The organism is Prauserella cavernicola (assembly GCF_016595675.1).
Lineage (GTDB): Bacteria > Actinomycetota > Actinomycetes > Mycobacteriales > Pseudonocardiaceae > Prauserella_A > Prauserella_A cavernicola.
This window is the reverse complement of sequence record NZ_JAENJH010000001.1, coordinates 575,968-601,254: the sequence shown is the minus strand read 5'-3', so window position 1 is coordinate 601,254 and position 25,287 is coordinate 575,968. Positions and strand designations below refer to the sequence as shown.

Here is a 25,287-nt window from a genome sequence, read left to right as displayed (position 1 = left end):
TCCCGGGCCTCGTCTCGATGCCTGGCCTGAGTGGTGCCCGACGCCGCCCGGATCGGCGACTCAGACGGGGGAGCGGACCACGTTCGTCAGTGCCTCTCCCTCGGCGAGCTTCGCGATGTTGGCCGCGATCTCGCCCGCCCTGCCCGTGAACGTCTCGAGCGTGTGACCCGAGTGGTGCGGGGTCAGCAGGACGTTCTCCAGCTCGTGGAAGGGCCGCGTGTAGCCGCGGGCCCCACCGCCGTCCTTGGGGTGGCTCCACCACACGTCCAGCGCCGCACCGCCGAGGCGGCCCTCCGACAGTGCGTCGTAGAGCGCATCTTCGTCGACGATCGGGCCCCTCGCGACGTTGATCAGGATCGCGTCGGATCGCATGCGGCGCAGGGCATCCGCGTCGATGAGCCCACGGGTGGCCGCCGAGAGCGGCACCGTGAGCACCACGACGTCGGAGGCCTCGAGCAGGTCACCGAGCGCGTCGTCACCGTCGACCCGGTCCAGGTCGAGACCCGGTGGCAGCGGCGCGTCGGGGTTGCGCCGCGTCGCCCGCGCGCGCATCCCGAGCGCCGTCGTGGTGCGCACGACCTGCCTGCCAATCTCGCCGAGCCCCACCACACCGACGGTGCGCCCGGCGAGCGTGCCGCCGAGCCGCACCGAGGGATCGACGGCCACGGACTCCCAGACTCCCTGGCGCAGCAGGCGATCCGCGCGCAGCACGCGGCGCGAGAGCAGCACCGAGGCCATCACGACGTGCTCGGCGATGGAGCGGCCGTGATGGAAGGTGTTGCACACCGTGACGCCAGGAGCGAGGTCGTCCAGCGGAATCCGGTCGTAGCCCGCGCCCGTCACGTGCACCAGCCGCAGTCGCTCGGCGGCCTTCGCCATCGCGGGCGTCATGCGGGAGGCGACGAGCACGTCGGCCTCGCGCAGGCGGTCCTCGATCTCGGCGTCGGGTCTGCCCGCGAGCAGTTCCCAGTCGTGACCGTCGGTGCCGTCGTGGCTGAGCTCGGCGGCGAAGCGGGACAGGATGGGGTCGGTCAGCAGGATCCTCATCGGCTCACCAGCGCGGCGCGGTCGGGTCGAACCCGGGCTCGAACCGTCGCATGTAGCCGGTGTCGTCGCGCTCGGTGATCCCGCACGACAGGTACTGCTCGTGCAGGCGCGCCAGCGCGTCGCGGTCGAGCTCCACGCCCAGGCCCGGCGTCGTCGGCACCCGGACGGCTCCGCCCTCGAACCGCAGCACGCCCGGCACGATCACGTCGTCGTCGGCCTCCTTCCACGGCCAGTGCGTGTCGCAGGCGTAGGTCAGGTTGGGCGTGGCCGAGGCGAGATGCGTCATCGCGGCGAGGCTGATGCCGAGGTGCGAGTTGGAGTGCATGGACAGCCCGAGGCCGAACGTGTCGCAGATGCCCGCGAGCGTGCGGGAGCGGTCGAGCCCGCCCCAGAAGTGGTGGTCGGAGAGCACCACCTGCACGGCGTCGGACTTGATGGCGGGCTTGAGGTGGTCGAAGGCGACCACGCACATGTTGGTGGCCAGCGGCATCGGCGCCTCGCGCGCGACGGCGGCCATGCCCTCGATGCCCGCGGTCGGGTCCTCGAGGTACTCCACGACGCCGTCGAGTTCCTTGGCGACGCGGATGGAGGTCTCGACGGTCCACGCGCCGTTGGGGTCGATGCGCAGCGGGAGGTCGGGGAACTCTTCGCGCACGGCGAGGATCGCGGCCACCTCCTCCTCGGGCGCGAACACGCCGCCCTTGAGCTTGATGGCGGAGAAGCCGTAGTCGTCGATCATCCGGCGCGCCTGCGTGACGAGCTGCGCCGGATCGAGTGCCGCGCCCCATGAGTCGTCCCCGGCGCCGGGGTGGCCGGCCCACTTGTAGAAGAGGTAGGCGCTGTAGTCGACGCGGTCGCGCACGGCGCCGCCGAGCAGGTCGCTGACCGGCTTGCCGAGCGCCTTGCCCCGGATGTCGAGGCACGCGACCTCGAAGGGCGAGAGCACGCGGTGCACCGTGCTGCTGCCGGTGACCATGCCGCTCATCCCGTGCCCGGCCTTGCTCGTGTCGGCCGAGAGCGCGGCGTGGACGCGCCGCTCGATCTCGTTGCCGTGCCACACGTCCACGCCGCTCAGCTGCGCCGCGGCGGTGCGCAGGCGCGCGAGGTGGCCCGCGTCGCCGTAGGTCTCACCGAGGCCGGAGAGCCCGGTGTCGGTGACGATCTCGACGATGGCGCGCAGCGCGAACGGCTCGTGCACACCGACGGTGTTGAGCAGCGGCGGGTCACGGAACGCGACGGGCGTGATGTGCACGTCGGTGATGCGGTGAGACCCGGTGGGCTGGTTCTGCGGCACCTTGTTGCCTCCGGCGAGCGTCAGTGGTCATGCGGACACCGCGGAGTCTAACCCGCACCTGTCTACATGGGTAGACACCTGACAGAATGGGAGACAACTCACCTGGCTCAGCGGGACTGCAGCGCGTCCAGCGCGACGGCCTGGGCGAGCACGAGCCTGCGGTCGAGCGCGGGGTCGTCGATGCGCACGAGGTAGTGGTCGCGAAAGCGCGTCTTCTTGTCCACGGAGCCGACTCCGGTGGAGTCCCGCACGAAGTCGAAGTGATACATCATCGGGAACGGGGCGTCGCCGATCCACGGGATGACGTCCCAGAACCGGCGGAACAACGCCAAGCCCAGGCTGCGCTCGCTGATCTGCACCGGATCCGTGCCGGGCTGGTTGAGCTCCCACGTGGAGCGCACCAGCGACTTCCCGAACTTCTTGCCGAAGTAGCCGAGCGAGGCGCCCTCGGGTGTGGTCACGTCGTAGGCGCTGGCGAGGTCGATCACCTTGCGCGCCGTGAACGCGGCGAGCACCGCCTGCTTGCTCTCGTCGGTGTAGAGCGTGACCTGTTCCTTGAAGGTCATCCGTTTCTGCTCGACGAACGCGACCAGCGGGCCCGGTTCGCCGGTGCCGTCATCGGCGAACACCTCGTAGCGGTTGATCATCATCGTGACGCGCTGGTGCACGTGGAAGCGCTGTTGTGCCTGAAGCTCCGTGAGATTCACGTTCCCGACCCCCGTCGTGTTTCCCCCGCGCGGTTGTCGACCGCGCGGGCGTGATTATGTCATCCGGGTCCGAAAACTCGCTGGCATTCGCCTGCCGCCACGGCGATCCTGTGTGGACAAGAATTTCTGACGGAAAGGCAAGACGATGCACACGGCGGTCGACGGCGCGAGGGTACCGATCCGGATGTGGGCCGATCCCGCATCGGTCGAACAGGCCGCGCTGCGCCAGCTGACCAACGTCGCCAACCTGCCGTGGGTGCACGGGCTCGCGGTGATGCCGGACGTGCACTACGGCAAGGGCGCCACCGTCGGCAGCGTCATCGCCATGCGGGACGCGGTGTCGCCCGCCGCGGTCGGGGTCGACATCGGGTGCGGCATGAGCGCCGTGCGGACCTCGCTCACCGCCGCGGACCTGCCCGACGACCTGAGCGGGCTGCGCAGGCGCATCGAGTCCGCCGTCCCGGTGGGCTTCGACATGCACCGCACGCCGGTGCCCGCGGCGACCGTGCCGGGACTGGGCGGCTGGGACCGGTTCTGGGCCGGTTTCGGCGACCTGCACCCCGGCGTGCAGAAGCTGCGCGACCGGGCTCGTGCGCAGGTCGGCAGCCTCGGCGGCGGCAACCACTTCATCGAGGTGTGCCTCGAGCAGGGCGGCGCCGACCACGGCCGGGTGTGGCTCATGCTGCACTCCGGTTCGCGCGGCATCGGCAACGAGCTCGCCAAGCGGCACATCGACATCGCGCAGCGCCTGCCGCACAACGCGGACCTGCCCGACCGGGACCTCGCCGTGTTCGTGGCCGGAACGCCGGAGATGGAGGCGTACCGGCGCGACCTGTTCTGGGCGCAGGACTACGCGGCGCGCAACCGCGCGACGATGATGGCGCTCGTGCGGCGGGCACTCGCGGCCACCGTGCCGGGAACCCGCTTCGACGAGGCGATCTCGTGCCACCACAACTACGTCGCCGAGGAGCGCTACGACGACGTGGACGTGCTGGTCACGCGCAAGGGCGCCATCCGGGCTGGCCGGGGCGACCTCGGGATCATCCCCGGCAGCATGGGAACCGGCTCCTACATCGTGCGCGGCCTCGGCAACGAGTCGTCGTTCCTGTCGGCCTCACATGGGGCGGGCAGGCGGATGTCGCGCACCAGGGCGCGCAAGACGTTCAGCGCGGACGATCTGGCCGAGCAGACCGCCGGTGTCGAGTGCCGCAAGGACGCGGGCGTAGTGGACGAGATCCCGGCCGCCTACAAGGACATCGACTCGGTGATCGCCGCGCAGACCGACCTGGTCGAGGTGGTCGCGCACCTCAAGCAGGTGGTGTGCGTGAAGGGCTGAGAGCCGGCCCCCGGCGTACCTTCTTTGGCGGGTAGCACGGCGGCACCGGCGGCTCCGATACTGCCGGTGCCCCGTGCCAGCCCAGGAGGTGTCCGACGATGGACCTGCGCAGTGACGACCGGACCGAGCGGCTGCTCGCGCCCTACGACCGGCCGGACGCGAGTGCGGCCGAGCTGCTCTGCGACCGCCACCCCGCCGAGCGGGTCGCGCTCACCGTCGTCGATGCAGATCTTGGCTCGCAGGACCTGACCTTCGGCGAGCTGCGCGCGCGGTCGGAGACGTTCGCGGCGGCCCTGGCCGCGCAGGGCATCGGCCAGGGTGACGCCGTGGCGGTGCTGATGGGCAAGTCGGCCGACCTGGCCACCGTGCTGCTCGGGATCTGGCGCCTCGGAGCCGTGCACATCCCGCTGTTCACCGCCTTCGCCTCACCTGCCATCGCACTGCGCCTGCGGGCGGGTGGCGCCACGGCGGTGGTGGTCGACGCGGATCAGGCGCACAAGCTGGACTCAGGCGAGGACCTGACCGGCGGCGCTCGGACGGTCATCGAGGTCGGCGGCACGGGAGCCAACCCGGGCCGGCTCGCGTTCGAGGACCTCATGGGTGGTGGCCATCCGCCCGTCGACCCGGCCAGGATCGGCGGGGACGGCACTCTGGTGGAGCTCTTCACCAGCGGCACCACCGGGAGACCGAAGGGTGTGCGACTGCCGGTGCGCGCGCTCGCGGCTCTGGAGGGCTACCTCGTGGACGGGCTCGACGTGCGCCCCGACGACGTCTACTGGGACGCCGCCGACCCCGGCTGGGCGTACGGGCTGTACTACGCCGTGCTGGCCCCGCTGGCGATGGGCAGGCGCAGCATCTGGCTGGCCGCGGGCTTCTCGGCCTCGACTACGTGGCAGGTGCTCGATCGCTTCGGTGTCACCAACTTCGCCGCCGCACCGACGATCTACCGCGCACTGCGCACCGACCCGCTGGGCGCGCCGGAGGGTCTGCGGCTGCGCAGGGTGTCGTCGGCGGGGGAGCCGCTGACGCCCGACGTCATCGAGTGGTCGGAGCGGGTGCTCGGGCTGACCGTGCGCGACCACTACGGGCAGACCGAGCTGGGCATGGTGATCGCCAACGCCTGGCGGGACGGGCTGCGCGCGAAGGTGCTGCCCGGGTCGATGGGCAGGCCGCTGCCCGGTTACGCCACGGCGGTGCTCCGGCTGGAGTCCGACGAGCTGGCTCCTGCGGGCGAGGTCGGCAGGGTCGCGCTCGACACGTCGGCCAGCCCGCTGTTCTGGTTCGCCGGTTATCCGGGCGCGCCAGAGCGGACCGCGGAGCGGTTCACCGCCGACGGCCGCTGGTACCTCACGGGCGACAGCGGCTACCGCGACGAGGACGGCCGGTACTTCTTCTCCTCACGCGATGACGACGTGATCATCATGGCCGGCTACCGCATCGGCCCGTTCGACGTGGAGAGCGTGCTGGTGACCCACGCGGCCGTCGCCGAGGCGGCCGTGGTCGCCGCGCCCGACGCCCTGCGCGGCGAGGTGCTCGTCGCCCACGTCGTACTCGCCGCGGGCCGCGAGGGCACCCCGGAGCTGGAGGCCGAGCTGCAGCGACTGGTCAAAGAGCGCTTCGCCGCGCACGCCTACCCGAGGTCCGTGCGCTGGGTGAGCGAGTTGCCGAAGACACCGAGCGGCAAGGTGCAGCGATTCCGCCTGCGGGAGCGGGAGCGGACCGAGCCCTGAAATCCCAGGCAGATCCCGGGGGCCGGAAGGCTCTACTGACCACGGAGGGGCGCGCGTAGTTTCCCTGCCGCCGGGATTCCTTCCGGCGGGAACGGAAGCAGTGATCATGAGCTACTCCGACAAACACCGTGCCTCACACGAGGCGTTCAACCGCAGGGACTGGGACGCCGTCAGCGCCGACTTCGCGCCGGACGCCGAGTACACCGACGTCGCCAGGGACACGACGCTCAAGGGGCGCGCGGAGATCGTCGACTACCTCCGCGACGGTTGGGTCGGCGCCTTCTCCGACGCGGCCGCGACCGAGGAGCACTTCCACGACGGGCCCGATCACAGCGTCGCCGAGTTCACCGGCACCGGGACGCAGGACGGGGCGCTGGGCCCCTTCCCTCAGAGCGGAAAGCGGATGGCGCTGCGGTTCTGCGAGGTGCTGCACTACAACGACGACGGTCTCGTCACCGACGGCAGTCTGTACTACGACCAGGCCAGTCTGCTCGCGCAGCTCGGTCACCAGCCCGCGGGCTGAACGAGCCGGCCGAACTCAGCCGAACAGGGTCTCGCCCCAGTAGCCGCCCTCGCGCACGCCCGGCGGGCACGCGAAGTGCGCCGACCCGGTGTGCTCGAGGTACTCCATCATCACGTCGCGGGCCGCCAGCGCTCGCTGCATGGGCACGAACCCGGCCCGGCTGTCGCGGTTGAAGCAGAGGAAGAACAGGCCCGCGTCCAGGTGGCCGAGCCCGTCGGAGCCGTCGGTGAAGTTGTAGCCGCGGCGCAGGATGCGGGCGCCGCCGAGCGACTGCGCCGACGCGAGCCGGATGTGGGCGTCCGCTCCGATCAACGGCGTGCCGCCCTCGCCACGCACGTGCAGGTCGACGGGGTCGAACTCGCGGACCTGGCCCAGGGGAGCGCCGGTGCCCTTGGCGCGCCCCACGATCGCCTCCTGCTCGCTCAGCGATGTGCGATCCCAGGTCTCGACGTGCATCCGGATTCGCCGCGCCACCAGGTAGGTGCCCCCGGCGAGCCAGGACGGACCGTCGCCGGGTCGCACCCACACGTGCTCGTCGAGCGCGCCGGTGTTCTCGGCCTTGAGGTTGTTGGTGCCGTCCTTGAACCCGAAGAGGTTGCGGGGCGTCGACTGCGCGCGGCTCGTGGAGGACGTGCGCCCGAACCCCAGCTGCGACCATCGCACGGCCACCCTGCCGAAGCCGATGCGGGCGAGGTTGCGGATGGCGTGCACGGCCACCTGCGGGTCGTTGGCGCACGCCTGCACGCACAGGTCGCCGCCGCAGCGCGCGGGGTCGAGGTCGTCACCGGGGAACGCGGGCAGCTCGACCAGTGCGGCAGGCCGGTGGGCGCGCAGCCCGAAGCGGTCGTCAAACAGGCTCGGACCGAAGCCGATCGTGAGGGTGAGCGCGGAGGCGGGCAGGTCCAGTGCCTCACCGGTGTCGCCGGGCGGCGCCTCGGGCGAACCGCCGACCGCGCCGTCCCGCACGGTCTGCAGACCTCTCGTCATCCGCGTGGCCGCGCGCGTCCACTCTCGCAGCAATGCCACCAGCTCGGCCCGGTCGGTGGTGGTGACGTCGAAGGAGACGAAATGCAGCCGGTCCTGCGCGGGCGTGGCGATCCCGGCCTGGTGCTCGCCGGTGAACGGCACCGGCCGAGCCCCACCGCCGGCCTCGGCGGGTGTCGGGTGCAGCCAGTGGTCGGCGGCGAACCCGCCGGCCACGCCCGCGCCGGCCACGGCCGCGCCCGCGCCGGTCAGACCGAGTACGCGCCGCCGCGACATCCCGGGCACTAGCGGCTCACCACTTCAGCCACCTTGCTCGCCGGTTCGCCGAGCGCGTCGACGGCGGCGGAGAGTTCGCGCACCTGCTGCTCGGACAGGTCGGTGTAGAGCACGTACCCGTCACCGGCGCGGTGCCGGTCGAGCAGCGTGTCCAGCTCGGCGAACTTGGTGTCCAGCGTGTCCAGCAGGGCCGGCTCGCGTTCCCGCACCACCGGCCGCAGAGCCTCCACCGCGGCCTTCGATCCGTCCACATTGGCCCGGAAGTCCCAGAGGTCGGTGTGGGAGTAGCGGTCCTCCTCGCCGGTGATCTTGCCGGTCGCCACCTCGTCGAGCAGTTCCTTGGCGCCGTTGGCGAGCTGGACCGGGGTCAGCTCCACGTTCGGCGCTCGCCGGGCGAGTTCGCGGATGTCGGCGAGCAGCCGGTCGGCGACCTCGGGGGAGTCGGGCCGCAGGCCGCTCTGCCACAGGTCCTTCTCGAGCCGGTGGTAGCCGGTGAACTCCAGGCCCTCCTCGACGACGTCCTCGCGGCCGTCGATGCGCGGGTCGAGGTCGCCGAAGCTCTCCGCGACCGGTTCGACCCGCTCCCAGTGCGTGCGCGCGACGGGGAAGAGCTCCTTGGCCCTGCTGACGTCGCCCGCCTTGACCGCGGCGACGAACTCCTCGGTTCTCGGCACGAGCAGAGCGATCTCGCCGGTCACATAGTCGTGGTAGCCGGCGACGGCGCGGCCGAGTCCGCCGTCCGGGTCGTCGCGCTGGGCCGCCGTGCCGGTGACCGTGAAGTCGCCGCGGATCCCCTCGCCCTTCATCCCGGGTTTGCACGCCGTCTGGTAGTCGCCCCCGTCGCGGACGTCGACGATGAGCCTGCGGGTGAGTCCCGGCGCGATGTTCTCTACCTCGCCCATGATCCGGTCGCCGGGGCCGTAGAGGTAGAACTCGGTGACCTGCGAGCCGTTGTTGGTGACCTCGAAGGTGATCTTGCCTGCCTTCGCGGACGTGGTGGCGACCTCGCACGCCGAGTCGGTGGCGGTGACGGCGATGGCGTCGTCGGTCGCGGATTCCCCATTGCCGCCGCACCCGGCGAGCACGGCGAGCAGGCCGGCCCCGGCGAGGGCGGCCACGGACTTGGCGGACACGGTCACTCCTTGTCGTCCGCGCCGACGGTGTCGCGGCGCGCGGTCTTCTTGGCAGGCCGCAGGAACAACGGCAGCACGATGCCGACGTAGAGGGCCCACGCCACGGCCTGCAACACGGTGGTCTGTTGCGAGTAGTTGAAGATGCCCTTGAGTAACGCGCCGTACCAGCTGTCCTCGGGCAGCACACCGGAGGCGTCGAACGCGAGCACGTCGAGGCCGGGCAGGAACGCGGCCTCCTGCAGGTCGTGCAGCCCGTAGCCGAGTACGCCCGCGGCCACGAACACGAGCAGCACACCGGTGACCGTGAAGAAGCGGCCGAGGTCGAACCGGATCGCGCCGCGGTAGAGCAGGTAGGCCAGCACCACGGCGATCGCTATGCCGATGGCGAAGCCGAGAAGCGGCCGCGCCGTGCCGCTCTGCGCCGACTGCACCGCCGCGTAGAAGAACACGGCGGTCTCCAGTCCCTCCCGGCCCACCGCGAGGAACGACAGCACGAACACCGCCAGCGGACCCACTTTGAGGGCGTGGTCGAGTTTTCCGCGCAGTTCGGCCGCGATGGTGCGCGATGCCCTGCGCATCCAGAAGATCATCCAGGTGACGAATGCGACGGCGACGATCGACAGCAGGCCGCCGAGCAGTTCCTGCTGCTCGAACGAGAGTTGTGCCGTACTGAAGGTGAGAATCGCGCCGACGCCGATCGAGATCGCGAGGGCGAGCCCGACTCCCAGCCATACCCAGCGCAGCGCGTATCCGCGCCCCGTTCTGACCAGAAACGCCACGAGGATGCTCACGACGAGGGCTGCCTCGAGTCCTTCGCGGAGCCCGATCAACGTGCTCGAGAACAGCATCTGAACCGCTCCTCCTCGTCGGTGCGAATGGTGCCGAGAAGGGTTTTAGGTAAGCCTCACCTGAAAGTCCAGCACTGTCCAAGATCGACAGTCGGCGGATCCGGACATAGAGGCGGCAACCTCGTGGTGAGGTAAGGCTTCCCGCAGCTCACGGTGCCCATGACGGTTCGGTAACGAACTTCGCGTCAGGGCGGGTGCCGGGACGGGCTACCGGCCCGAGGTCGCGAACTCGTCGAGTGCACCGCGAATTCGCGTGCGCAGCGTGTCACTGCCGAGGTGCCCCGCGTCGTCGATGACCGTGAGCTCGGCGCCGGGCCACGCGCGAGCGAGCTCCCACGCCGTATCGAGTGGGCAGCTCAGATCGAGCTTGCCGTGGATCAGGACACCCGGGATCCCGGCGAGCAGGCCCGCACCGTCGAGCAGGGCGCCGTCGGGCAGCCACGCGCGGTGGGAGAAGTAGTGGGCGCAGATCCGCACCAGGGCGAGCCGGTCGGTGAGCGGAAGTCCGCTGAACGCGTTCGGGATGCCGTTCGGCTCGGTGGCGAGCAGCGCGTCCTCCCACGCGCACCACGCGTGGGTGGCGCGTACCCGGACGTCGGGATCGGGATCCTCCAGCAGCCGGGCGTAGGCGGTGGGCAGGTCGCCGTCCCGGTCGGACTCGGGCACGGCGTCGCGGAACCGGGTCCAATCCTCGGGCAGGAACCGCCCTGAGCCGCGGTAGAGCCAGTCGATCTCGCGGGCGCTGGAGGTGGTGACGCCGGCGATCACGATCTCGGTGACGCGCTCGGGGTGCCGCTGGGCATAGGCGAGTTGCAGCGTCGAGCCCCACGACCCGCCGAAGAGCAGCCAGCGCTCGATGCCGAGGTGCTCGCGCAGCTGCTCCAGGTCGGCGAGCAGGTGTTCGGTGGTGTTGTGGCGCAGGTCGGCGGCCGGATCGCTCGCGTGCGGGACGCTGCGCCCGCACCCGCGCTGGTCGACGAACACGAGGCGGTAACGGGCGGGGTCGAAGTAACGTCGCCGGGCCGGGTTGCTCCCGTATCCGGGCCCGCCGTGGACGAAGACGGCCGGCTTGCCGTCCGGATTGCCCGACTCCTCCCAGTAGATCCGGTTGTCGTCTCCGACATCGAGCAACCCCGCTGCGTAGGGCTCGTACTGCGGGTACAGGCGGTCGGGCACGCGACGTCCCTTCGTTGGTGAATCCGGCCGATGCAACAGCGCTGTTATGTTAGCGCTTCAGCAACTGGACCACCAGTGTCGATGGCGGGTGGACGCAAGGAAAACGGCGCATTTCTTGTTCACGTGAACACGTTTCGTGCACACGTCAACACATTCATAGAAAGAATCAACTCAGTTCGAGGTTGCTTCGAAAAAGAATGTTGATCTGTGTTTCACGACACCCACTAGTGATTTCCTCGTTTCGCTTTCGTAATCTCTCGGAGGCGTCGCGATGCGATGAATGTTTCCCCCGAAGCAGCGGAGTCCCGTGAGGACCGGTCGCGCGTGCCGCTGCCGTCCAGGCCCCCGACTGGATGGCACATCCCCGCCCCGAAGGAGACCACGAGCCCGTGGCATGGAACACCCTGTCGCGGCATGTTAAGAAACATGCCGCGCGTATTTCCCCGACCCGAATCCACGAGAACTACAAGAACCTCGAAGGCAAACAGCGCCAGAGCGTCCGCGGTTATGCGGCGATGGGCCTGATCGCCGCCGCCATCGGCGGCGTGGTGGGCACGGGTGCTCTCGCCGACGGCGGTGAGTCGGTTCCCGCCGAGGCCAAGGCCGTCTCGTCCCAGACACAGCGCCTGGCCGAGGGCAACCGCGACGCCACCCCGGGGCCCGCTCGCCCCGCCGGTGACAAGAACGTCAAGGACGGCGACAAGTCCGAGGTGGGCAAGGCGACCCTCGCGGCGGAGCGCAAGCCCGCCGAGCAGAAGGCCGAGTCGGCCAAGCCCGCGCCGAAGAAGGCGGAGCAGCACAAGCCCGCGGCCAAGCCCCAGCCGCCGAAGCCCGCCCCCGCGCCGCCGAAGCCGGCTCCCAAGCCACCGCAGCCCCAGCCCGCGGACGCCGTGGAAGGCTGGATCTGGAACGCGATCTCGATCATGCAGTCCAAGGGCGTCCCGGTGTCCAAGGCGGACACCGGCGCGATCCGCACGGTGATCGAGAAGGAGTCCAGCGCTGATCCCAACGCGATCAACCTGTGGGACAGTAACGCGGTCAAGGGCACCCCGTCGAAGGGTCTGATGCAGACGATCGACCCGACGTTCAACTCCTACAAGCTGCCCGGCTACGACAACATCTACGACCCGGTGGACAACATCATCGCCGGTGTCCGTTACACGCTGGCGCGCTACGGCAGCTTCGCCGAGCACCCCGGCCTCGCCTCGATGGCGGGTGGCGGCGGCTACCGCGGCTACTGATCCCGCTGATCCAGCGCTCGTCTCGGCGACCGGTCCGGAGGGTTCCGGGCCGGTCGCCGGCGGTCACTGCTCGCCGGGCAGTCGCGCAGGCCGCACCGTGCCGGTCTCGTTGGTGTCGCCGGTAGCGCCGGCGAACCGGCCCGGTCGGTAGGGCGTGAGCCGCTCCTGCTCGTCGCCGGTCAGCTCCCGTGCCACCAGCTCGCCGAACAGCGGGGCGAGTGTCACGGCACTGTGGCTGGTCACGACGTAGGAGCGCGGGCCGACGGGGCCCACCACGGGCAGTCCGTCGGCGGGCAGCGACCGCTGCCCCAGCAGCATCGCGTCGATGTTCACCGGCATCCCCACCCGCTGTGCGATCCGCTCGCGCATCGTCTCGGTCACGTGCTCCGGGACCGGACCGTGCGGATCGGCATGGGTGTCCTGGTCGAGCGTCTGCGCCAGCAGCGCCCCGCCTCCCGCGGGCCGCAGGTTCACCGACGCGGTGGTGACCACGCGCGAGAGCCGCACCGGCACCGGTGCGGTCCGCCCGAGGAACCCGACCACCGCGTTGCCCTTCTCCGGCTCCATCATGCGCACCTCGGGATGCAGGGAGCCGGTGTGCCTGCCCAGGCAGGTCACCACCTGGTCGGCGGTCCGCCTCGAGCCGTCGGCAAGGTGCACGGTTCCGTCGCCGGTCACCGCGGTCACAGTGTGGCCGGTCTCCACGGTGACCGGCGCGGAACCGAGCATCGCCGCCACGAACAGCTCCGGATAGCAGTGCGCCTCCTCGGCGAACCAGCCGACGAGCGCGTCGGGAGCCACCCGCAGGTCGGGCTCCAGTTCGGCGGCCCTTGTCCCGTCGAGGAACTCCGCGCGATAGCCCAGTCCCCGCAGTCGCTCGACCCGTTCGGTGAGCCGTGCCCTGTGGTCGTCGCCGGTCGCGTACTCCAGATGTCCACGTTGGACCAGCCAGCCCGCGTCCTGTCCGCCGAGCCGCAGGTGCTCGCGCAGCGCGTCGGCGTTGAGCCGCTGGTAGTGCGGCGGTCGCTTGTTGTTGGCGTTGACCCAGGCGAACGTGGTCGAGGTCGTTCCGAGTGCCGGTGCGCCGGCCGCGTCGAGCACGGTGACCTCGTGCCCGCGCTGGGCCAGGTTCGCGGCGACGGCCGCTCCGACGACTCCGAGGCCGAGGACGATGACGCGCACGCGGCGCTCCCTTCGCTGGTTGGCTAGTCGGTGGGCAGTGGGGTGACGTCGAGTTCGGCACCGACGACGCCCGCGCGCAGCTGGTTGACCAGCCGCAGCGCGTCCACCGCGGTGTCGTGGGTGGCGGAGGCGACGCTGAGTGTCAGCGCGTGCGCCAGCACGAGCCCGGCGGTCACCTCGCTGGCGGCCGTGGTGGTGGACTGGGGGGTCGACAGCACGGCGTGCACCTTCGGCTCCAGCGCGAGACCGAGGCTCTCGGTGATCACCACGACTTTCGCGCCCACGGTGTTCGCGTGCTCGACGATCACCGAGATCTCCCGGAACTGCCTGATCGGGGCGAACACCACCACGACCTCGTCGGCTCGCAGGGTCAGCAGGTCGTCGGCGAGCCGGAACCCGGTGATGCCGCCGCCGCGCGCGTGCACGCCGATGCGGGTCAGCGACAGGCGCAGGTAGTCGGCGAGACTCGCGGCGGGGCCGATGCCGTAGGTCATCACCGCGGGTGCGGCGATCAGCGCGTCGACGGCGCGCTGCCACGACGCGGTGTCGAGTCCGCGCCGGAGCTGGCCGAGCAGCGTCACCGTGTCGTCGAGCACGCGCGCCACCTGGTTGTCCTCAGTGGACACGCGCGCCAGCCGGTCGTCCATGGTCGCCGCGAGGTCGCGCTGCCGGGTCAGGACGTCGAGCATGCTGCGTTTGAGCTCGCGGAAACCGCCGTAGCCCAACGCCTTCGCGGCACGCACCACGGTGGCGTCGCTGGTTCCGGTGCGGGAGCCCAGCTCACTGGCCGAACAGGACACCACGATCTCGGGATGGTCGGCCATGTACTCGGACACCATCCGTTCGCTGGCCGACATGCCATCGGCCAGCGCGGCCACGCGTTCGTGCAGTGGCGCGTCGCGGGACTCGTTACTTGTAGTTTTCATTACGACATTGACCCCTTCCTGTCGTGTTGCCTACATTAGCTCGCAACGTCGAGTCCGTACACCATGGAGGTTGACATGTCCGACCGGGGCCTCGACGCCGACGTCATCGTGATCGGCGTCGGCACGATGGGCAGCATGGCGCTGTGGCGCCTCGCCCGTGACGGCCTGCGCGTGATCGGTCTCGAGCAGCACGACGAACTCGGTCACGAGCACGGCGCCGCCGGCGGGCGGACCCGCATCTTCCGGATCGCCTACAAGGAGGGCGCCTGGTACGTGCCGCTGTTGCAGCGCGCGGCCGGGCTCTGGGCCGAGCTCGCCGACGCGACGGGAGAGCGGATCCTGCTGCCCACCGGCGCGCTGAGCATCGGCGCTGCCGAGCATCCCGACGTCGCCGAGGTACTGCGCAGCGCCACCGACTTCGACCTGCCGATCGAGCGGCTCGACCACGACCAGCTCGCCGCCCGCTACCCGCAGCACGTCCTGCGCGACGGCGACGTCGGCGTGCTCGACCCGCAGGGTGGGCTGCTGTTCCCGTCGACGGCCATCCGCGCCGCCGCCGGACTGGCCCGCGACCTCGGCGCCGACGTGCGCACGGGCGTGCGCTGTACCGGGCTCGACGAGGCGGGCGAGCACGTTCGCGTGCACACCGAGGACGGCGTGCTCACCGCGAGCCGCGTGCTGGTGTGCGGCGGGCCGTGGACAGCGGAGCTGCTGGCGGGCGTGCGCGGGCGGTACGAGGTGCGCAGGGTGGTGCTGCACTGGTTCCGCGCCACCGACCCCGACGCCTTCGCCCCCGAACGGTTCCCGGTGGGCATCCGCCGCAGCGGCCGCGAGGCGGAGCTGTCGTTCTTCCCTCCCGACGGGGACGCTCTGGTGAAGGTGAACCTGCACATTCCCAAGGAAACCGTGTCCGATCTGTCCACATTCGACAACACCGTTCCGGTCGAGTACACCAGGAGGATCGAAGCGGCGATCGGCGGTGTGCTGCGTGGGCTGGAACCCGGTGCCGCGGGCGCCGCCGCCTACATCGAGGGCTACACGCCCGACAACCACGGGCTCATCGGCACCCCGGCCGGCTTCGAGCGCGTGGTGTCCATGAGCGGCTTCTCCGGGCACGGCTTCAAGCTCTCGCCGGTGTTCGCGTCGCTCGCCGTCGACACACTGCTCGAGCGCGGCGGCGACCCGCTGCCCGCCCGGCTCGCTCTCGCCAGGACCAACCAGGAGACCGCATGATCCGCATCGGAGTCGACGTCGGCGGCACGTTCACCGACGTGACCGCGCTGGACACCGGCAGCGGCCGGTTCCACATCGTCAAGCTGCCCTCCACCGGCCACGACCAGTCGATCGCCGTCGCCGACGGCATCCGCGAGGTGCTCCGCGGCGCGGGCCGCGAGCCCGGCGACGTGACCTACCTCGGGCACGGCACCACGGTCGCCACCAACGCGCTGCTGGAGCTCAAGGGCGCTACCACCGCGCTGCTCGTCACCGGCGGCGTGCCGGACGTGCTGGAGATCGCCCGCCAGCGCAGGCCGCACCTCTACGACCTCTTCGCCGACAAGCCACGCGTGCTCGTGCCGCGCGACCTCACCTTCGGCGTCGCCGAGCGGCTGGCCGCCACCGGCGAGGTGGTGCGGGAGCTGACCGACGCCGAGATCGAGCGCGTGGCCACCGAGCTGGAGGCCTCCGGGGCCGAGTCCGTCGCGATCTGTTTCCTGCACAGCTACCGCGACGCGGCACACGAGACGCGCGTAGAGGAGGCGCTGGCCTCGCGGTTGCCCGACGTGTTCGTGTCGCGGTCCAGCCGCGTCGCGCCCGAGTTCCGTGAGTACGAGCGCTTCTCCACGGCGGTCATCAACTCGTTCATCGGACCTGTGGTGTCGCGCTACATCCGCCGCCTCGGCGAGCGCGTCGCCGAGGAGGGGCTGCCGGTGGGCCCGCGCGTGATCCAGTCCAACGGCGGGCTCGCGTCCACCGACGCGGTGGCCGAGCGGCCCGTCACCACCCTGCTGTCGGGCCCGAGCGCCGGTGTCGTCGGCGCCAGCTTCCTCGCCGGGCTCGCCGGGATCGGCGATCTGATCACCTTCGACATGGGCGGCACCTCCACCGACGTGTGCCTCATCCGCGACGGCAGGCCGGCCTCGGCCAACGAGCGCGGGCTGGGCGGATATCCCATCCGCGTGCCCTCGGTGGACGTGCACACGATCGGCGCTGGCGGCGGCAGCATCGCCTCCGTCGACGGCGCGGGCGGGCTGCGGGTCGGACCGGAGAGCGCGGGCGCCCGGCCGGGTCCGGCCGCCTACGGTCACGGCGGCACCCAGCCCACCACCACGGACGCCAACGTGGTGCGGGGCAGGCAGAACCCCGAGAGCGCACTGGGCGGCGCGATGCCGATCGACAGCGCCGCCGCCGAGCGTGCCGTCGCGAGCGTCGCCGACGGCCTCGGCGCCGGTGTCGTCGAGGCCGCGCGCGGCATCGGCAGGCTCGCCAACTCCCACATGGCCCGCGCGGTGCGCCAGGTGTCGGTGGAGTCGGGGGAGGACCCGCGCGAGTACGTGCTCATGGCCTACGGGGGCGCGGGCCCGCTGCACGCCGCCGAGGTGGCGGCCGAGGTCGGCATGACCCGGCTGCTGGTGCCGCCCAACCCCGGCACGCTGTGTGCGCTGGGTCTGCTGGTCAGTGACGTGCGCAGCGAGTTCACCAGTTCGTTCCTGCGCAGGGCCGAGCCGGAGACGCTGCCCGCGCTCAACGAGGCCGTGGCGGCGCTGGTCGCCGAGGGCACCGCGTGGCTGGAGCAGGAGGCCCGCATCGCGCAGCGGCACGAGGTGCTGATCCTCGCCGACGCGCGCTACCCGAGGCAGAACTTCGAGCTGCGCATTCCGCTGCCCGCCGACGGCCTCGACGAGGACACGCTCGCGGCCGTGGTGGCCGACTTCCACGCGCGGCACGAGAAGGCCTACGGCTTCGCCCATCCCGACTCGCCGGTGCAGCTGGTGAACCTGCGGGCCGTCGCCCACGGCGAGGTCGCCAAGCCCGCGATGCCCGTGATCGAGCGGGGCGGGGCGGCCCCGGATCCGGACGCGCGGCTCGGCACCCGGGACGTCGACTTCGGCGAGCGGCACGGAGCCGTGCCGACGCCGGTGCTCGACCGCGCGAAACTCACGGCGGGTAACACGATCCCGGGCCCCGCGATCGTGGAACAGCTCGACTCGACCACCGTCGTGCCCCCGGGGTGGTCCTCCACTGTGGATGAATTCGGAAACCTGCTGATCGAGGTGGTCGACGCATGACCGAGACCGTTGTGGACCAGGTGAGCGTGCAGGTGATCGGCAACGCCATGTTGTCGGTCGCCGAGGAGATGGGCGCCGTGCTGCGGCGGGCCAGCTACTCCACCAACATCAAGGAGCGCGTCGACTGCTCCACCGCGCTGTTCGACGCGCGGGGCAGGCTCGTCGCACAGGCCGAGCACATTCCGATCCACATGGGATCAATGGCGGGCCTGGTGCAGGCGCTGCTGGACCGGGTGGGCCCCGAACAGCTCCGGCAGGGCGACGTCTACATCACCAACGACCCCTACACCGGCGGTGGCACGCACCTGCCCGACATCACGATGGTGTCGCCCGTATTCGTCGCCGGAGGGCTCGTCGGCTTCAGCGCCAACATCGCCCACCACTCCGACGTCGGCGGGCACGTGCCGGGCAGCAACTCCGGCGACTCCACGAGCATCTTCCAGGAGGGCCTGCGCATCCCGATGGTGCGCTTCATGATCGACGGCGCCGTGAACGAGGAGGTGCTGGCCTTCGTCACCCTCAACTCGCGGCTGCCCGAGGAACGCAGGGGAGACCTGCTGGCCCAGCTCGCCGCCGTGCACACCGGCGGCAACCGGTTCGCCGAGCTGCACGGCAAGTACGGCGGCGACGTGATCGACGCGGCGTGCGCGCAACTGCTCGGCTACGCCCGGCGCAGGCTCGCCGTGGCCGTCGCCGCGATCCCCGACGGCACCTACTCCGCGGCCGACTGGCTCGACAGCGACCACCCCGGCCAGGAGCCGATCCGCATCGAGGCCGCGGTCACCGTGGCGGGCGAGGAGGTCTCGGTCGACTTCGCCGGCACCGGGCGGCAGGCCGACGTCGCGATCAACGTGGTGCGCTCGGCGCTGGAAGCCACCGTCTACTACGCGCTGAAGGCCGCGCTCGATCCCGACATCCCCGCCAACGGCGGCTTCTTCGACGCCGTGCGGATCGAGGCTCCGCTCGGCAGCATCGTCAACCCGCGCCCGCCCGCCGCCGTGGCCGCGCGCACCGACGCCTGCCAGCGCGTGGCCGACGTACTGCTGGCCGCGCTCGCCAAGGCCGTGCCCGGCCGCGTGCCGGCCGGGTCGCACAGCTCCATCACCTACGTCACCTTCGCGGGCCCGGACGAGGAGTTCTTCGTCTACCCCGAAGTGATCGCGGGCGGGGCGGGAGCCCGCTCCGACCGCGACGGCCTCGACGCGGTGCAGGTGCACGTCACCAACTCCTCCAACCTGCCCATCGAGGCACTGGAGCTGGAGTACCCGCTGCGGGTCGACACCTACGAGCTGATCACCGACTCCGGCGGAGCGGGCGAGCACCGCGGCGGGCTCGGGGTGCGGCGCGACATCCGCGTGCTCTCCGGTCAGGCCGACTTCTCCGCGCACGCCGACCGGCAGACGTTCCCGCCACTGGGTCTCGAGGGCGGCAAGGACGGCACCACCGGCAAGTTCATCCTGCGTCCCGATACCGACGCCGAGCACACCCTGCCCGGCGGCCGCGTCTCCGGCATCACGCTGGGACACGGCGACGTCGTGCGCATCGAGAGTCCCGGCTCCGGCGGCTACGGCGAGCCGTTCGCGCGCCCGGCCGAGCTCGTCGTGCGCGACGTCGCACAGGGCCGGATCACCACGCGCAGCGCACTGTCCGACTACGGCGTGGTGCTCACCGACGACGGCGCGCTCGACGCCGAGGCCACCGCGCGCGTCCGCGGCGACCGGCCGGAGGGGTGAGGCCGATGCGAGCCACCGCCCTGCGCGCGGCCGCCGCGCTGTGCGCCGCCGCGCTGCTGACCTCGTGCGCCGCCGATGCCGAGACCGCCGGCACCTACCCGAGCCGTTCCATCGACTACGTGGTGCCGTTCGCGGCGGGCGGCTCCACCGACATCGCCGCCAGGGCGGGCGCCGAGGCGCTCTCCGACGAACTCGGCGTGCCGGTGAACGTGGTCAACCAGCCCGGCGCCGACCAGATCATCGGCGTCAGCACGGTGCGCACGTCCGAGGCCGACGGCTACACCCTGCTCGCCGACGGCGCCGGGTCCAGCTCCATCCAGGGGCTGCTGCCCTACGTGCCCTACGACTGGACCGATCGCACGTTCGTCGCCAAGTTCGCCGAGGGCCCGCACGTCTACGTCGTCGGAGGGGACTCGCCGTACCAGGACTTCGACGCCGTGGTGGAGGCCGCGCGCAGCGACCCGGAGAACTTCACGGTCGGCTGGATCGGCGGCAGCAGCACCAGTGACTTCGCGACGCTGCAGTTCCTCGCGGGCAACGACATCGACGCGGCGAAGGTCAAGCGTGTGCCGTTCCGCAGCTCCGGCGAGGTGATGCGGGCCGTCGCGGCTGGCGACATCGACTTCGGCGCGGGCGGGGCCAGCTCGGCGTTCAGCCTCGCAGGCACCGGCAAGCTGCGGCCCATCGCCCTGACGGGCACCCAGCCCATCGACAAGCTCGAAGGCGTGCCGAGTACCGCCGAACTCGGCCACCCCGAGCTCGACATGCAGTACTGGGTGGGCGTCTCGGCGCCGCCCGGGCTGCCCCGTGACCTCACCGGCAAGCTCGCCGACGCCGTCGCCACCATCGCCGAGGACGACGCCGTTGTCGACCAGCTCTCCGCCGTGGGCCTCGCTCCGGCCGTGCTCACCGGCGAGGAGCTGCGCACCGACATCAACCGAGAGAAGGACCGCTTCGCCACGCTGTCCGAGCAGATCGGCGTCGCCGGCTGACTCGCCGTCCCCACCGTCCTCAGGAGGCCTCATGGCCACGACCACCCGGAGCCCGTCGAGGGCCCGCACCCTGGGCGCCTACGCCCCGATGCTCGTCCTCCTGCTGCTCGCCGGACTGGCCGTCGAGGAGGGCCTGCGGCTGCTGCTCACGATCGATCCGGCCGCGCAGGCCGACATGGCAGGCTGGTACATCCTCGTACTCGGCGTCGTGCTCGCCGCGACCACGGCGTACTCCGAGCGGCCCTCGGTCACCGAGGGCACCGGCGAGGACGCCCCCGGCGACTCCGACGACGCCGCCCGTCCGGCGACGCCGTACCGGGACATGACGATCTGCCTGTTGCTGGTCGCCGCCTACGCCGCGCTGCTGGCCACGCTGGGCTACGTCCTCGCGGGCGTGGTCGTGGTCTTCGTGTTCCTGCACGTGATCTCCCGTTACGGCTGGATCAAGTCCACTGTGTACACACTGGTGATGAACGCCGTGTTCATCGCCTTGTTCGAACTGTCGGGAGTGGTTCTTCCCGCCGGGATCCTCAGGTTCTGAGGGAGGCTGCCAGATGGGTCTGTCCGAACTGCTCAGCGGTTTCGCCGAGGTGTTCCAGCCGCAGGTGCTGCTGCTGGCCTTCCTCGGTTGTCTCGCCGGGACGATGGTGGGCGTGCTGCCCGGCCTCGGTCCGGTGTCGGCCATCGCGATCCTGTTCCCGCTCACCGCCTACCTCGGCCCGTCCGCCGCGATCGTGGTGCTCGCCGCGATCTACTACGGCGCGATGTACGGCGGCTCGACGAGCGCGATCCTGCTGAAGATCCCGGGCGAGGTGTCGTCGCTGCCCGCCGCGCTCGAGGGGTATCCGATGACCCAGCGCGGCAGAGCGGGCCAGGCGCTCGCCATCGCCGCGGGTGCGTCGTTCTTCGCCGGGATCGTCGGCACGCTCGGCGTCTGGCTCATCGGGCCGCACCTGGCCGGGTTCGCGCTGGAGTTCGGCCCGCCGGAGATGCTCGGGCTGGTGCTGTTCGCCCTCACCGCGATCGCGGGCCTGTCGTCCGGTTCGGTGGTGCGCGGCATCGGCATGGCCGTGGCCGGGATGCTGCTCGCCTCGGTCGGTCTCGACCTCACCAGCAGCCAGCAGCGCATGACGTTCGGCTCGCTGGAATTGATGCAGGGCCTCGACATCGTGCCGGTGATGATCGGGCTCTTCGGCGTCGCGGAGGTGCTGCGCACGCTCGAGCGGGGCACGCCCAGCGCCCAGGCCGCGAAGGTGGGCGGGTTCCTGCCCACCCGCGACGAGTTCCGGCGCAGCGCGGGCGCGGCGGGCCGTGGCACGGTGACCGGCTTCCTGCTCGGGCTCATCCCCGGCATGCTGCCCTCCACCACCACGTTCCTCAGCTACGCCAGCGAACGGCGCAGGGCCGAGCGCAAGGGCGGTTCGCGGTTCGGCACGGGCGCCGTCGAGGGCATCGGCGGGCCCGAGGCCGCCAACAACGCCACGGCGATGAGCGGGTTCGTGCCGCTGTTCAGCCTCGGCATCCCCACCGGTCCCACGATGGCGCTGATCATGGCGGCGCTGATGGTGTACGGCGTGGTGCCGGGTCCGACGATGTTCACCTCCGACGCCGACATCACCGCCGCGGTCATCGCGAGCTTCTTCGTGGCCAACGTGATCCTGCTGGTGCTCAACCTGCCGCTTGCCGGACTGTGGGCCAAGATCGCGAACGTGCCCTACGGGGTGCTCGGCCCGATCATCATCGTGTGCTGCGGGGTCGGCGCCTACACCGCGCGCAACAGCGTGTTCGACATCGTGGTGTGCCTCGTGGCCGGTGTGGCCGGCTGGGCGATGAGCAAACGCGGGTTGCCGGTGGCTCCGTTCGTGATGGGCTTCATCCTCGGCCCGATGCTGGAGCTCTCCCTGCGCCAGACGGTCGCGATCTCGCCGGCGTCGCTGGTGGAGAGCCCGATCTTCCTGTGCTTCGCCGCGGCGGCGCTCGTCTCGGTGGGCCTGGCCTACCGGCTGCACCGCAGGGGCGTGGAGAAGGTCGACGCCAACGCCTAGCCGCACGGTGGCACGGTGGCGGGCGCGGACCACCGCCGTGCCACCGCCGTGCCACTGGTCTGCCACCGGACGCTCCCGGCGCGGCACTACCGTTCGCGCGGTGAACCACCCCGACCCGTCGCGCGGCCCGGTCGCGCCGCCACCGCACGCCCCGGCCCAGCAGCACCCGGGGCAGCAGTACCCGGTTCAGCGGTACCCGGTTCAGCAGTACCCGGTTCAGCAGTACCCCGGTCCGCACGGCAGGCCCGGCTCCGGTGAACCACAGCCGTGGACCCGGCCGGGCTGGGGTCTGGTGCCGGTGGTGCTCGGCACGCTCGTCGCGCTGGTCGGCGCTCTGGCCCTGCCGTGGGTCGAACAGGAGTCGATGTACGGCTGGTCGGTGCTGATCGGCCGGGCCGTGGAGGAAGGCGTCCTCTCGGACAAGTGGGGGCACCACGTGTTCCAGGCCTATTTCCAGTGGGCCGGGCTCGGCTTGATCGCGTTGCACGCTGTGTACTACCTGGCGTGGACCGCGGGGGGAGTGCGCGGGAAGAAGTCGGCCAAGCTGATCCTCAGCACGTCCGGCAGGAGCGTGGAGCGTGGTCGTCTCGGTCCGATGCGGGCCATGATGGCGGTCGCGTCGTTGCTGTTGACCGTCGGGCACGCGATCGCGACCTATCGTGGCGTGTTCGAGGACTTCGACGCCCTGTCGTCCGGTGTCTACGTCACGCTCGGTGGACTGGTGCTGATCACCGTCGGCGGCGCGATCGGCCCGAGGCTGGGGACACCGACGGGTCGTCCGCAGAGCTGAGCCGCTGGTCGAGCCAGCCGAACACCCGCTGCTCGACCAGCAGTCTGCCCAGTGGCTCGCAGTGCCACGACGCGCCCTCGTCGGCGGTGAACGACACCACCTCGGCGCCGTCGACGAGCTCGGCCAGCGCGCGCGACTGGCCAGGCCAGAACTGCTCGCCCTCCGGATCCGTGATCAGCAGCGGCGTGGTGATCCGCGCGCCGTCGGCTGCTTCCAGCCGGTAGGTGCGCACCGTGGTGAACAGGTCGAAGAAATCCTGGTGCTCGTAGGGCCTGCCCCGAAACGCGAGGGTGCGGCGCAGCGCCGGAATGCGCGTCGCGAACCGCATGGACTTCTCGAACCCCTCGCGGTCGCCGTTGTCGAGTTGCTTGCGTGACCCGGGGTTGAGGTGCCGGGTCCACGACGCCGAGACGTCCACGACACCGGGATCCACCACCGCCGCGCGCAGCCGGTGCTCGAAGGCCAGCGCCCTCGGTACCCAGAACCCCGCCTGGCTCAGGCCGTAGCCCGCGAGGCGGCCGGCGTCGACGTCCGGCCTGGCGACCAGCGCGTCGAGCACCGGGGTCAGCACGTCCTCCCAGTCGGGGCGGAACCGGGTGCCGTGTTCGAACAGCATCGACTGCTGCCCGGGACCGTCGTAGACGAAGGCGTTCCAGTCGCGGCCGAGCGCGGCGGCCACTCCCGCGCCACTCCACAGATCGCTGAGCGCGCCGTCGCTGCCGTTGGTGACCACGAGCGTGGGGCGGGCCCGCCCCGAGTCGTCGGGGCGCAGCAGGTAACCCGGCAGGGTGGTGTCGAGATAGGGCACGTCCACCCGCACGTAGGCCCCGCCCGCACCGTCGACGAACGCGTCCCAGCACGCCCGGTGCCTGCGAAACGTGGGCAGCAGCAGCTCGTCGGTGTGCTGCTCGCCGAAGCTGTCCACACCGTCGAGCGCGCACGCCCAGTACGTCGCGGCGCGCAGGAACTCCCCGCGCGCCCCCGCGACGTCGCCCGAGGCGCGGGCCGCCCGTGCCCGCGCCTCGGCGTGCTCGGCGGTCGCACACCACTCGCGGAACCAGGCACGGTGCGAGTCGATCCTCGCCAGTGTCGCGAGAACCGTGCCCGGATCGCTCGCGCCGTGCACCGCGGCGCCGAGTACTCCCCGGGCCCGGAAGTCCAGCTCCTGGTCGCGGAAGAACCCGTCCGTGAGCACCTTGTTGTGCGCGCGCAGCGCGGTCACGATGGCGGCCATACTGCGAAGTCGCAGCAGGCGGCTTGATCGTCACCGGAACAACGGGCGGCGCCCCGCGCGTTGCCGAGGACATGACACTTTCGTTCGCCGTCACCTGGGACTACCGCTGCCCGTTCGCCCGCAACGCCCACGAGCACGTCCTGACCGGCCTGGCCGCCGGTGCGGACTGGCAGGTGCGGTTCCTGCCGTTCTCGCTGGGGCAGGCCCACGTCGAGGAGGGACAGCCCAGCGTGTGGGACAAGCCCGGCGACGACAAGGGAATCCTCGCGCTGCAGGCAGGTGTGGCGGTCCGCGACGAGTTCCCCGGGGCGTTCCCCGCCGTGCACCGGGCGTTGTTCGCCGCCCGCCACGACGAGGGCCTGCACCTGGAGGACCGTGCCGTGGTCGGGCGCGTGCTCAGCGGCGCGGGCGCGCCCGCCGACGCGGTGTTCGAGCGGGTCGACTCCGGCGCGGCGCTGGAGACCGTGCGGCGGGAGCACGAGGAGTTCGCCGCCTCCCACCACGTCTGGGGCGTGCCGACGTTCATCTCGGGGGAGCGGGCCGTGTTCGTGCGGCTGATGAACCGGGCCCCGGCCGGTGCCGACCCGGCGCCGTCGGTCGGCGCGGTCGAGCGCACGCTGGACCTGCTCGACGGCTGGGCCGATCTCAACGAGTTCAAGCACACGTCGCTGCCTCGCTGACAATACGTCCAGAACAAAAGAAAATACCGTCGGAAATGATTGTCCCGCGCTCGTCAACAATGCCCACTATGCGAGCGCGGTTGCCCGTTGTCTCCCTTTTTGGTGTGCTGGGTCTCGAGGAGG

At 71.2% G+C, this 25,287-nt stretch carries 22 protein-coding genes; 12 read left to right on the top strand and 10 right to left on the bottom strand.

What is annotated here, in order from left to right:
• Positions 1-60: 60 nt before the first annotated feature.
• The 3 genes from JHE00_RS02905 to JHE00_RS02895 form a co-directional block, all read right to left on the bottom strand.
• Entirely contained in the window at positions 61-1,047 is a 987-nt protein-coding gene (locus tag JHE00_RS02905; RefSeq protein WP_200314435.1) for a 2-hydroxyacid dehydrogenase, read from the bottom strand.
• A gap of 4 nt (positions 1,048-1,051) precedes the next feature.
• Positions 1,052-2,341 carry a glucarate dehydratase family protein gene (locus tag JHE00_RS02900; protein WP_200314432.1) on the bottom strand — a complete coding sequence of 430 codons (1,290 nt, stop codon included), beginning with the start codon at positions 2,339-2,341 and terminating at the stop codon, positions 1,052-1,054.
• Between the two features lie 107 nt (positions 2,342-2,448).
• The gene (locus JHE00_RS02895) at positions 2,449-3,048 is read right to left on the bottom strand and encodes an LURP-one-related family protein (protein ID WP_200314430.1); all 600 of its coding nucleotides are present in this window, start codon (positions 3,046-3,048) and stop codon (positions 2,449-2,451) included.
• 145 nt (positions 3,049-3,193) lie between these two features.
• Here JHE00_RS02895 and JHE00_RS02890 point away from each other — a divergent pair, with 145 nt between their 5' ends.
• From JHE00_RS02890 to JHE00_RS02880, 3 genes are all read left to right on the top strand, one after another.
• Positions 3,194-4,384, top strand: a complete 1,191-nt coding sequence (locus tag JHE00_RS02890; RefSeq protein ID WP_200314428.1) for an RtcB family protein — start codon at positions 3,194-3,196, stop codon at positions 4,382-4,384.
• A 98-nt stretch (positions 4,385-4,482) separates the two neighbouring features.
• On the top strand, positions 4,483-6,114 hold the full coding sequence (locus JHE00_RS02885) for an AMP-binding protein (protein ID WP_200314427.1): 1,632 nt from the start codon (positions 4,483-4,485) through the stop codon (positions 6,112-6,114).
• Positions 6,115-6,220: 106 nt separating this feature from the next.
• Positions 6,221-6,637 carry an ester cyclase gene (locus JHE00_RS02880; protein ID WP_200314424.1) on the top strand — a complete coding sequence of 139 codons (417 nt, stop codon included), beginning with the start codon at positions 6,221-6,223 and terminating at the stop codon, positions 6,635-6,637.
• A 15-nt stretch (positions 6,638-6,652) separates the two neighbouring features.
• Here JHE00_RS02880 and efeB read toward each other — a convergent pair whose 3' ends face one another.
• The 4 genes from efeB to pip form a co-directional block, all read right to left on the bottom strand.
• On the bottom strand, positions 6,653-7,897 hold the full coding sequence (efeB, locus tag JHE00_RS02875) for an iron uptake transporter deferrochelatase/peroxidase subunit (RefSeq protein WP_200315790.1): 1,245 nt from the start codon (positions 7,895-7,897) through the stop codon (positions 6,653-6,655).
• Positions 7,898-7,905: 8 nt separating this feature from the next.
• On the bottom strand, positions 7,906-9,036 hold the full coding sequence (gene efeO, locus JHE00_RS02870; RefSeq protein ID WP_372440343.1) for an iron uptake system protein EfeO: 1,131 nt from the start codon (positions 9,034-9,036) through the stop codon (positions 7,906-7,908).
• Positions 9,033-9,878, bottom strand: a complete 846-nt coding sequence (gene efeU, locus JHE00_RS02865; protein ID WP_200314420.1) for an iron uptake transporter permease EfeU — start codon at positions 9,876-9,878, stop codon at positions 9,033-9,035. The genes efeO and efeU overlap by 4 nt, the downstream gene beginning before the upstream one ends.
• Positions 9,879-10,085: 207 nt before the next feature.
• Complete coding sequence (gene pip, locus JHE00_RS02860) at positions 10,086-11,054, bottom strand: prolyl aminopeptidase (RefSeq protein WP_200314418.1); 969 nt, start codon at positions 11,052-11,054, stop codon at positions 10,086-10,088.
• Positions 11,055-11,443: 389 nt separating this feature from the next.
• On the opposite strand from pip, the gene JHE00_RS02855 reads away from it, so the two are divergent.
• On the top strand, positions 11,444-12,295 hold the full coding sequence (locus tag JHE00_RS02855; RefSeq protein WP_307831791.1) for a transglycosylase SLT domain-containing protein: 852 nt from the start codon (positions 11,444-11,446) through the stop codon (positions 12,293-12,295).
• 63 nt (positions 12,296-12,358) lie between these two features.
• Here the strand turns inward: JHE00_RS02855 and JHE00_RS02850 are convergent, their stop codons facing one another.
• Complete coding sequence (locus tag JHE00_RS02850) at positions 12,359-13,477, bottom strand: NAD(P)/FAD-dependent oxidoreductase (RefSeq protein WP_200314414.1); 1,119 nt, start codon at positions 13,475-13,477, stop codon at positions 12,359-12,361.
• A 23-nt stretch (positions 13,478-13,500) separates the two neighbouring features.
• Entirely contained in the window at positions 13,501-14,403 is a 903-nt protein-coding gene (locus JHE00_RS02845) for a MurR/RpiR family transcriptional regulator (RefSeq protein WP_200314412.1), read from the bottom strand.
• Positions 14,404-14,478: 75 nt separating this feature from the next.
• Here JHE00_RS02845 and solA point away from each other — a divergent pair, with 75 nt between their 5' ends.
• From solA to JHE00_RS02810, 7 genes are all read left to right on the top strand, one after another.
• Positions 14,479-15,636: an N-methyl-L-tryptophan oxidase gene (gene solA / locus JHE00_RS02840; protein WP_200314410.1), complete on the top strand. Its 1,158-nt coding sequence runs from the start codon at positions 14,479-14,481 to the stop codon at positions 15,634-15,636.
• On the top strand, positions 15,633-17,690 hold the full coding sequence (locus tag JHE00_RS02835) for a hydantoinase/oxoprolinase family protein (protein WP_200314408.1): 2,058 nt from the start codon (positions 15,633-15,635) through the stop codon (positions 17,688-17,690). The genes solA and JHE00_RS02835 overlap by 4 nt, the downstream gene beginning before the upstream one ends.
• Positions 17,687-19,423 carry a hydantoinase B/oxoprolinase family protein gene (locus tag JHE00_RS02830; protein ID WP_230422787.1) on the top strand — a complete coding sequence of 579 codons (1,737 nt, stop codon included), beginning with the start codon at positions 17,687-17,689 and terminating at the stop codon, positions 19,421-19,423. Before JHE00_RS02835 ends, JHE00_RS02830 begins: the two co-directional genes overlap by 4 nt.
• A 5-nt stretch (positions 19,424-19,428) precedes the next feature.
• Complete coding sequence (locus JHE00_RS02825) at positions 19,429-20,415, top strand: tripartite tricarboxylate transporter substrate binding protein (protein ID WP_200314406.1); 987 nt, start codon at positions 19,429-19,431, stop codon at positions 20,413-20,415.
• 31 nt (positions 20,416-20,446) lie between these two features.
• On the top strand, positions 20,447-20,956 hold the full coding sequence (locus JHE00_RS02820; protein WP_200314404.1) for a tripartite tricarboxylate transporter TctB family protein: 510 nt from the start codon (positions 20,447-20,449) through the stop codon (positions 20,954-20,956).
• A 13-nt stretch (positions 20,957-20,969) separates the two neighbouring features.
• Positions 20,970-22,460: a tripartite tricarboxylate transporter permease gene (locus JHE00_RS02815; protein ID WP_200314402.1), complete on the top strand. Its 1,491-nt coding sequence runs from the start codon at positions 20,970-20,972 to the stop codon at positions 22,458-22,460.
• Between the two features lie 100 nt (positions 22,461-22,560).
• Positions 22,561-23,250, top strand: a complete 690-nt coding sequence (locus JHE00_RS02810) for a hypothetical protein (protein ID WP_200314400.1) — start codon at positions 22,561-22,563, stop codon at positions 23,248-23,250.
• On the opposite strand, the gene JHE00_RS02805 is transcribed toward JHE00_RS02810, so the two are convergent.
• Entirely contained in the window at positions 23,189-24,484 is a 1,296-nt protein-coding gene (locus tag JHE00_RS02805; RefSeq protein WP_200314398.1) for an alpha/beta hydrolase family protein, read from the bottom strand. The two genes, JHE00_RS02810 and JHE00_RS02805, sit on opposite strands and share 62 nt — an antisense overlap.
• A gap of 71 nt (positions 24,485-24,555) precedes the next feature.
• Here JHE00_RS02805 and JHE00_RS02800 point away from each other — a divergent pair, with 71 nt between their 5' ends.
• On the top strand, positions 24,556-25,164 hold the full coding sequence (locus JHE00_RS02800; protein WP_200314396.1) for a DsbA family protein: 609 nt from the start codon (positions 24,556-24,558) through the stop codon (positions 25,162-25,164).
• Positions 25,165-25,287: the final 123 nt, after the last annotated feature.

Coding starts and splice junctions, on each gene's coding strand:
- JHE00_RS02880 (WP_200314424.1), top strand. CDS start 6,221: ATGAGCTACTCCGACAAACACCGTGCCTCACACGAGGCGTTCAACCGC.
- JHE00_RS02820 (WP_200314404.1), top strand. CDS start 20,447: ATGGCCACGACCACCCGGAGCCCGTCGAGGGCCCGCACCCTGGGCGCC.
- efeU (WP_200314420.1), bottom strand. CDS start 9,878: ATGCTGTTCTCGAGCACGTTGATCGGGCTCCGCGAAGGACTCGAGGCA.
- solA (WP_200314410.1), top strand. CDS start 14,479: ATGTCCGACCGGGGCCTCGACGCCGACGTCATCGTGATCGGCGTCGGC.
- JHE00_RS02890 (WP_200314428.1), top strand. CDS start 3,194: ATGCACACGGCGGTCGACGGCGCGAGGGTACCGATCCGGATGTGGGCC.
- JHE00_RS02830 (WP_230422787.1), top strand. CDS start 17,687: ATGACCGAGACCGTTGTGGACCAGGTGAGCGTGCAGGTGATCGGCAAC.
- JHE00_RS02885 (WP_200314427.1), top strand. CDS start 4,483: ATGGACCTGCGCAGTGACGACCGGACCGAGCGGCTGCTCGCGCCCTAC.
- JHE00_RS02835 (WP_200314408.1), top strand. CDS start 15,633: ATGATCCGCATCGGAGTCGACGTCGGCGGCACGTTCACCGACGTGACC.
- JHE00_RS02905 (WP_200314435.1), bottom strand. CDS start 1,047: ATGAGGATCCTGCTGACCGACCCCATCCTGTCCCGCTTCGCCGCCGAG.
- JHE00_RS02825 (WP_200314406.1), top strand. CDS start 19,429: ATGCGAGCCACCGCCCTGCGCGCGGCCGCCGCGCTGTGCGCCGCCGCG.
- JHE00_RS02815 (WP_200314402.1), top strand. CDS start 20,970: ATGGGTCTGTCCGAACTGCTCAGCGGTTTCGCCGAGGTGTTCCAGCCG.
- JHE00_RS02800 (WP_200314396.1), top strand. CDS start 24,556: ATGACACTTTCGTTCGCCGTCACCTGGGACTACCGCTGCCCGTTCGCC.
- JHE00_RS02805 (WP_200314398.1), bottom strand. CDS start 24,484: ATGGCCGCCATCGTGACCGCGCTGCGCGCGCACAACAAGGTGCTCACG.
- JHE00_RS02845 (WP_200314412.1), bottom strand. CDS start 14,403: ATGAAAACTACAAGTAACGAGTCCCGCGACGCGCCACTGCACGAACGC.
- efeB (WP_200315790.1), bottom strand. CDS start 7,897: ATGTCGCGGCGGCGCGTACTCGGTCTGACCGGCGCGGGCGCGGCCGTG.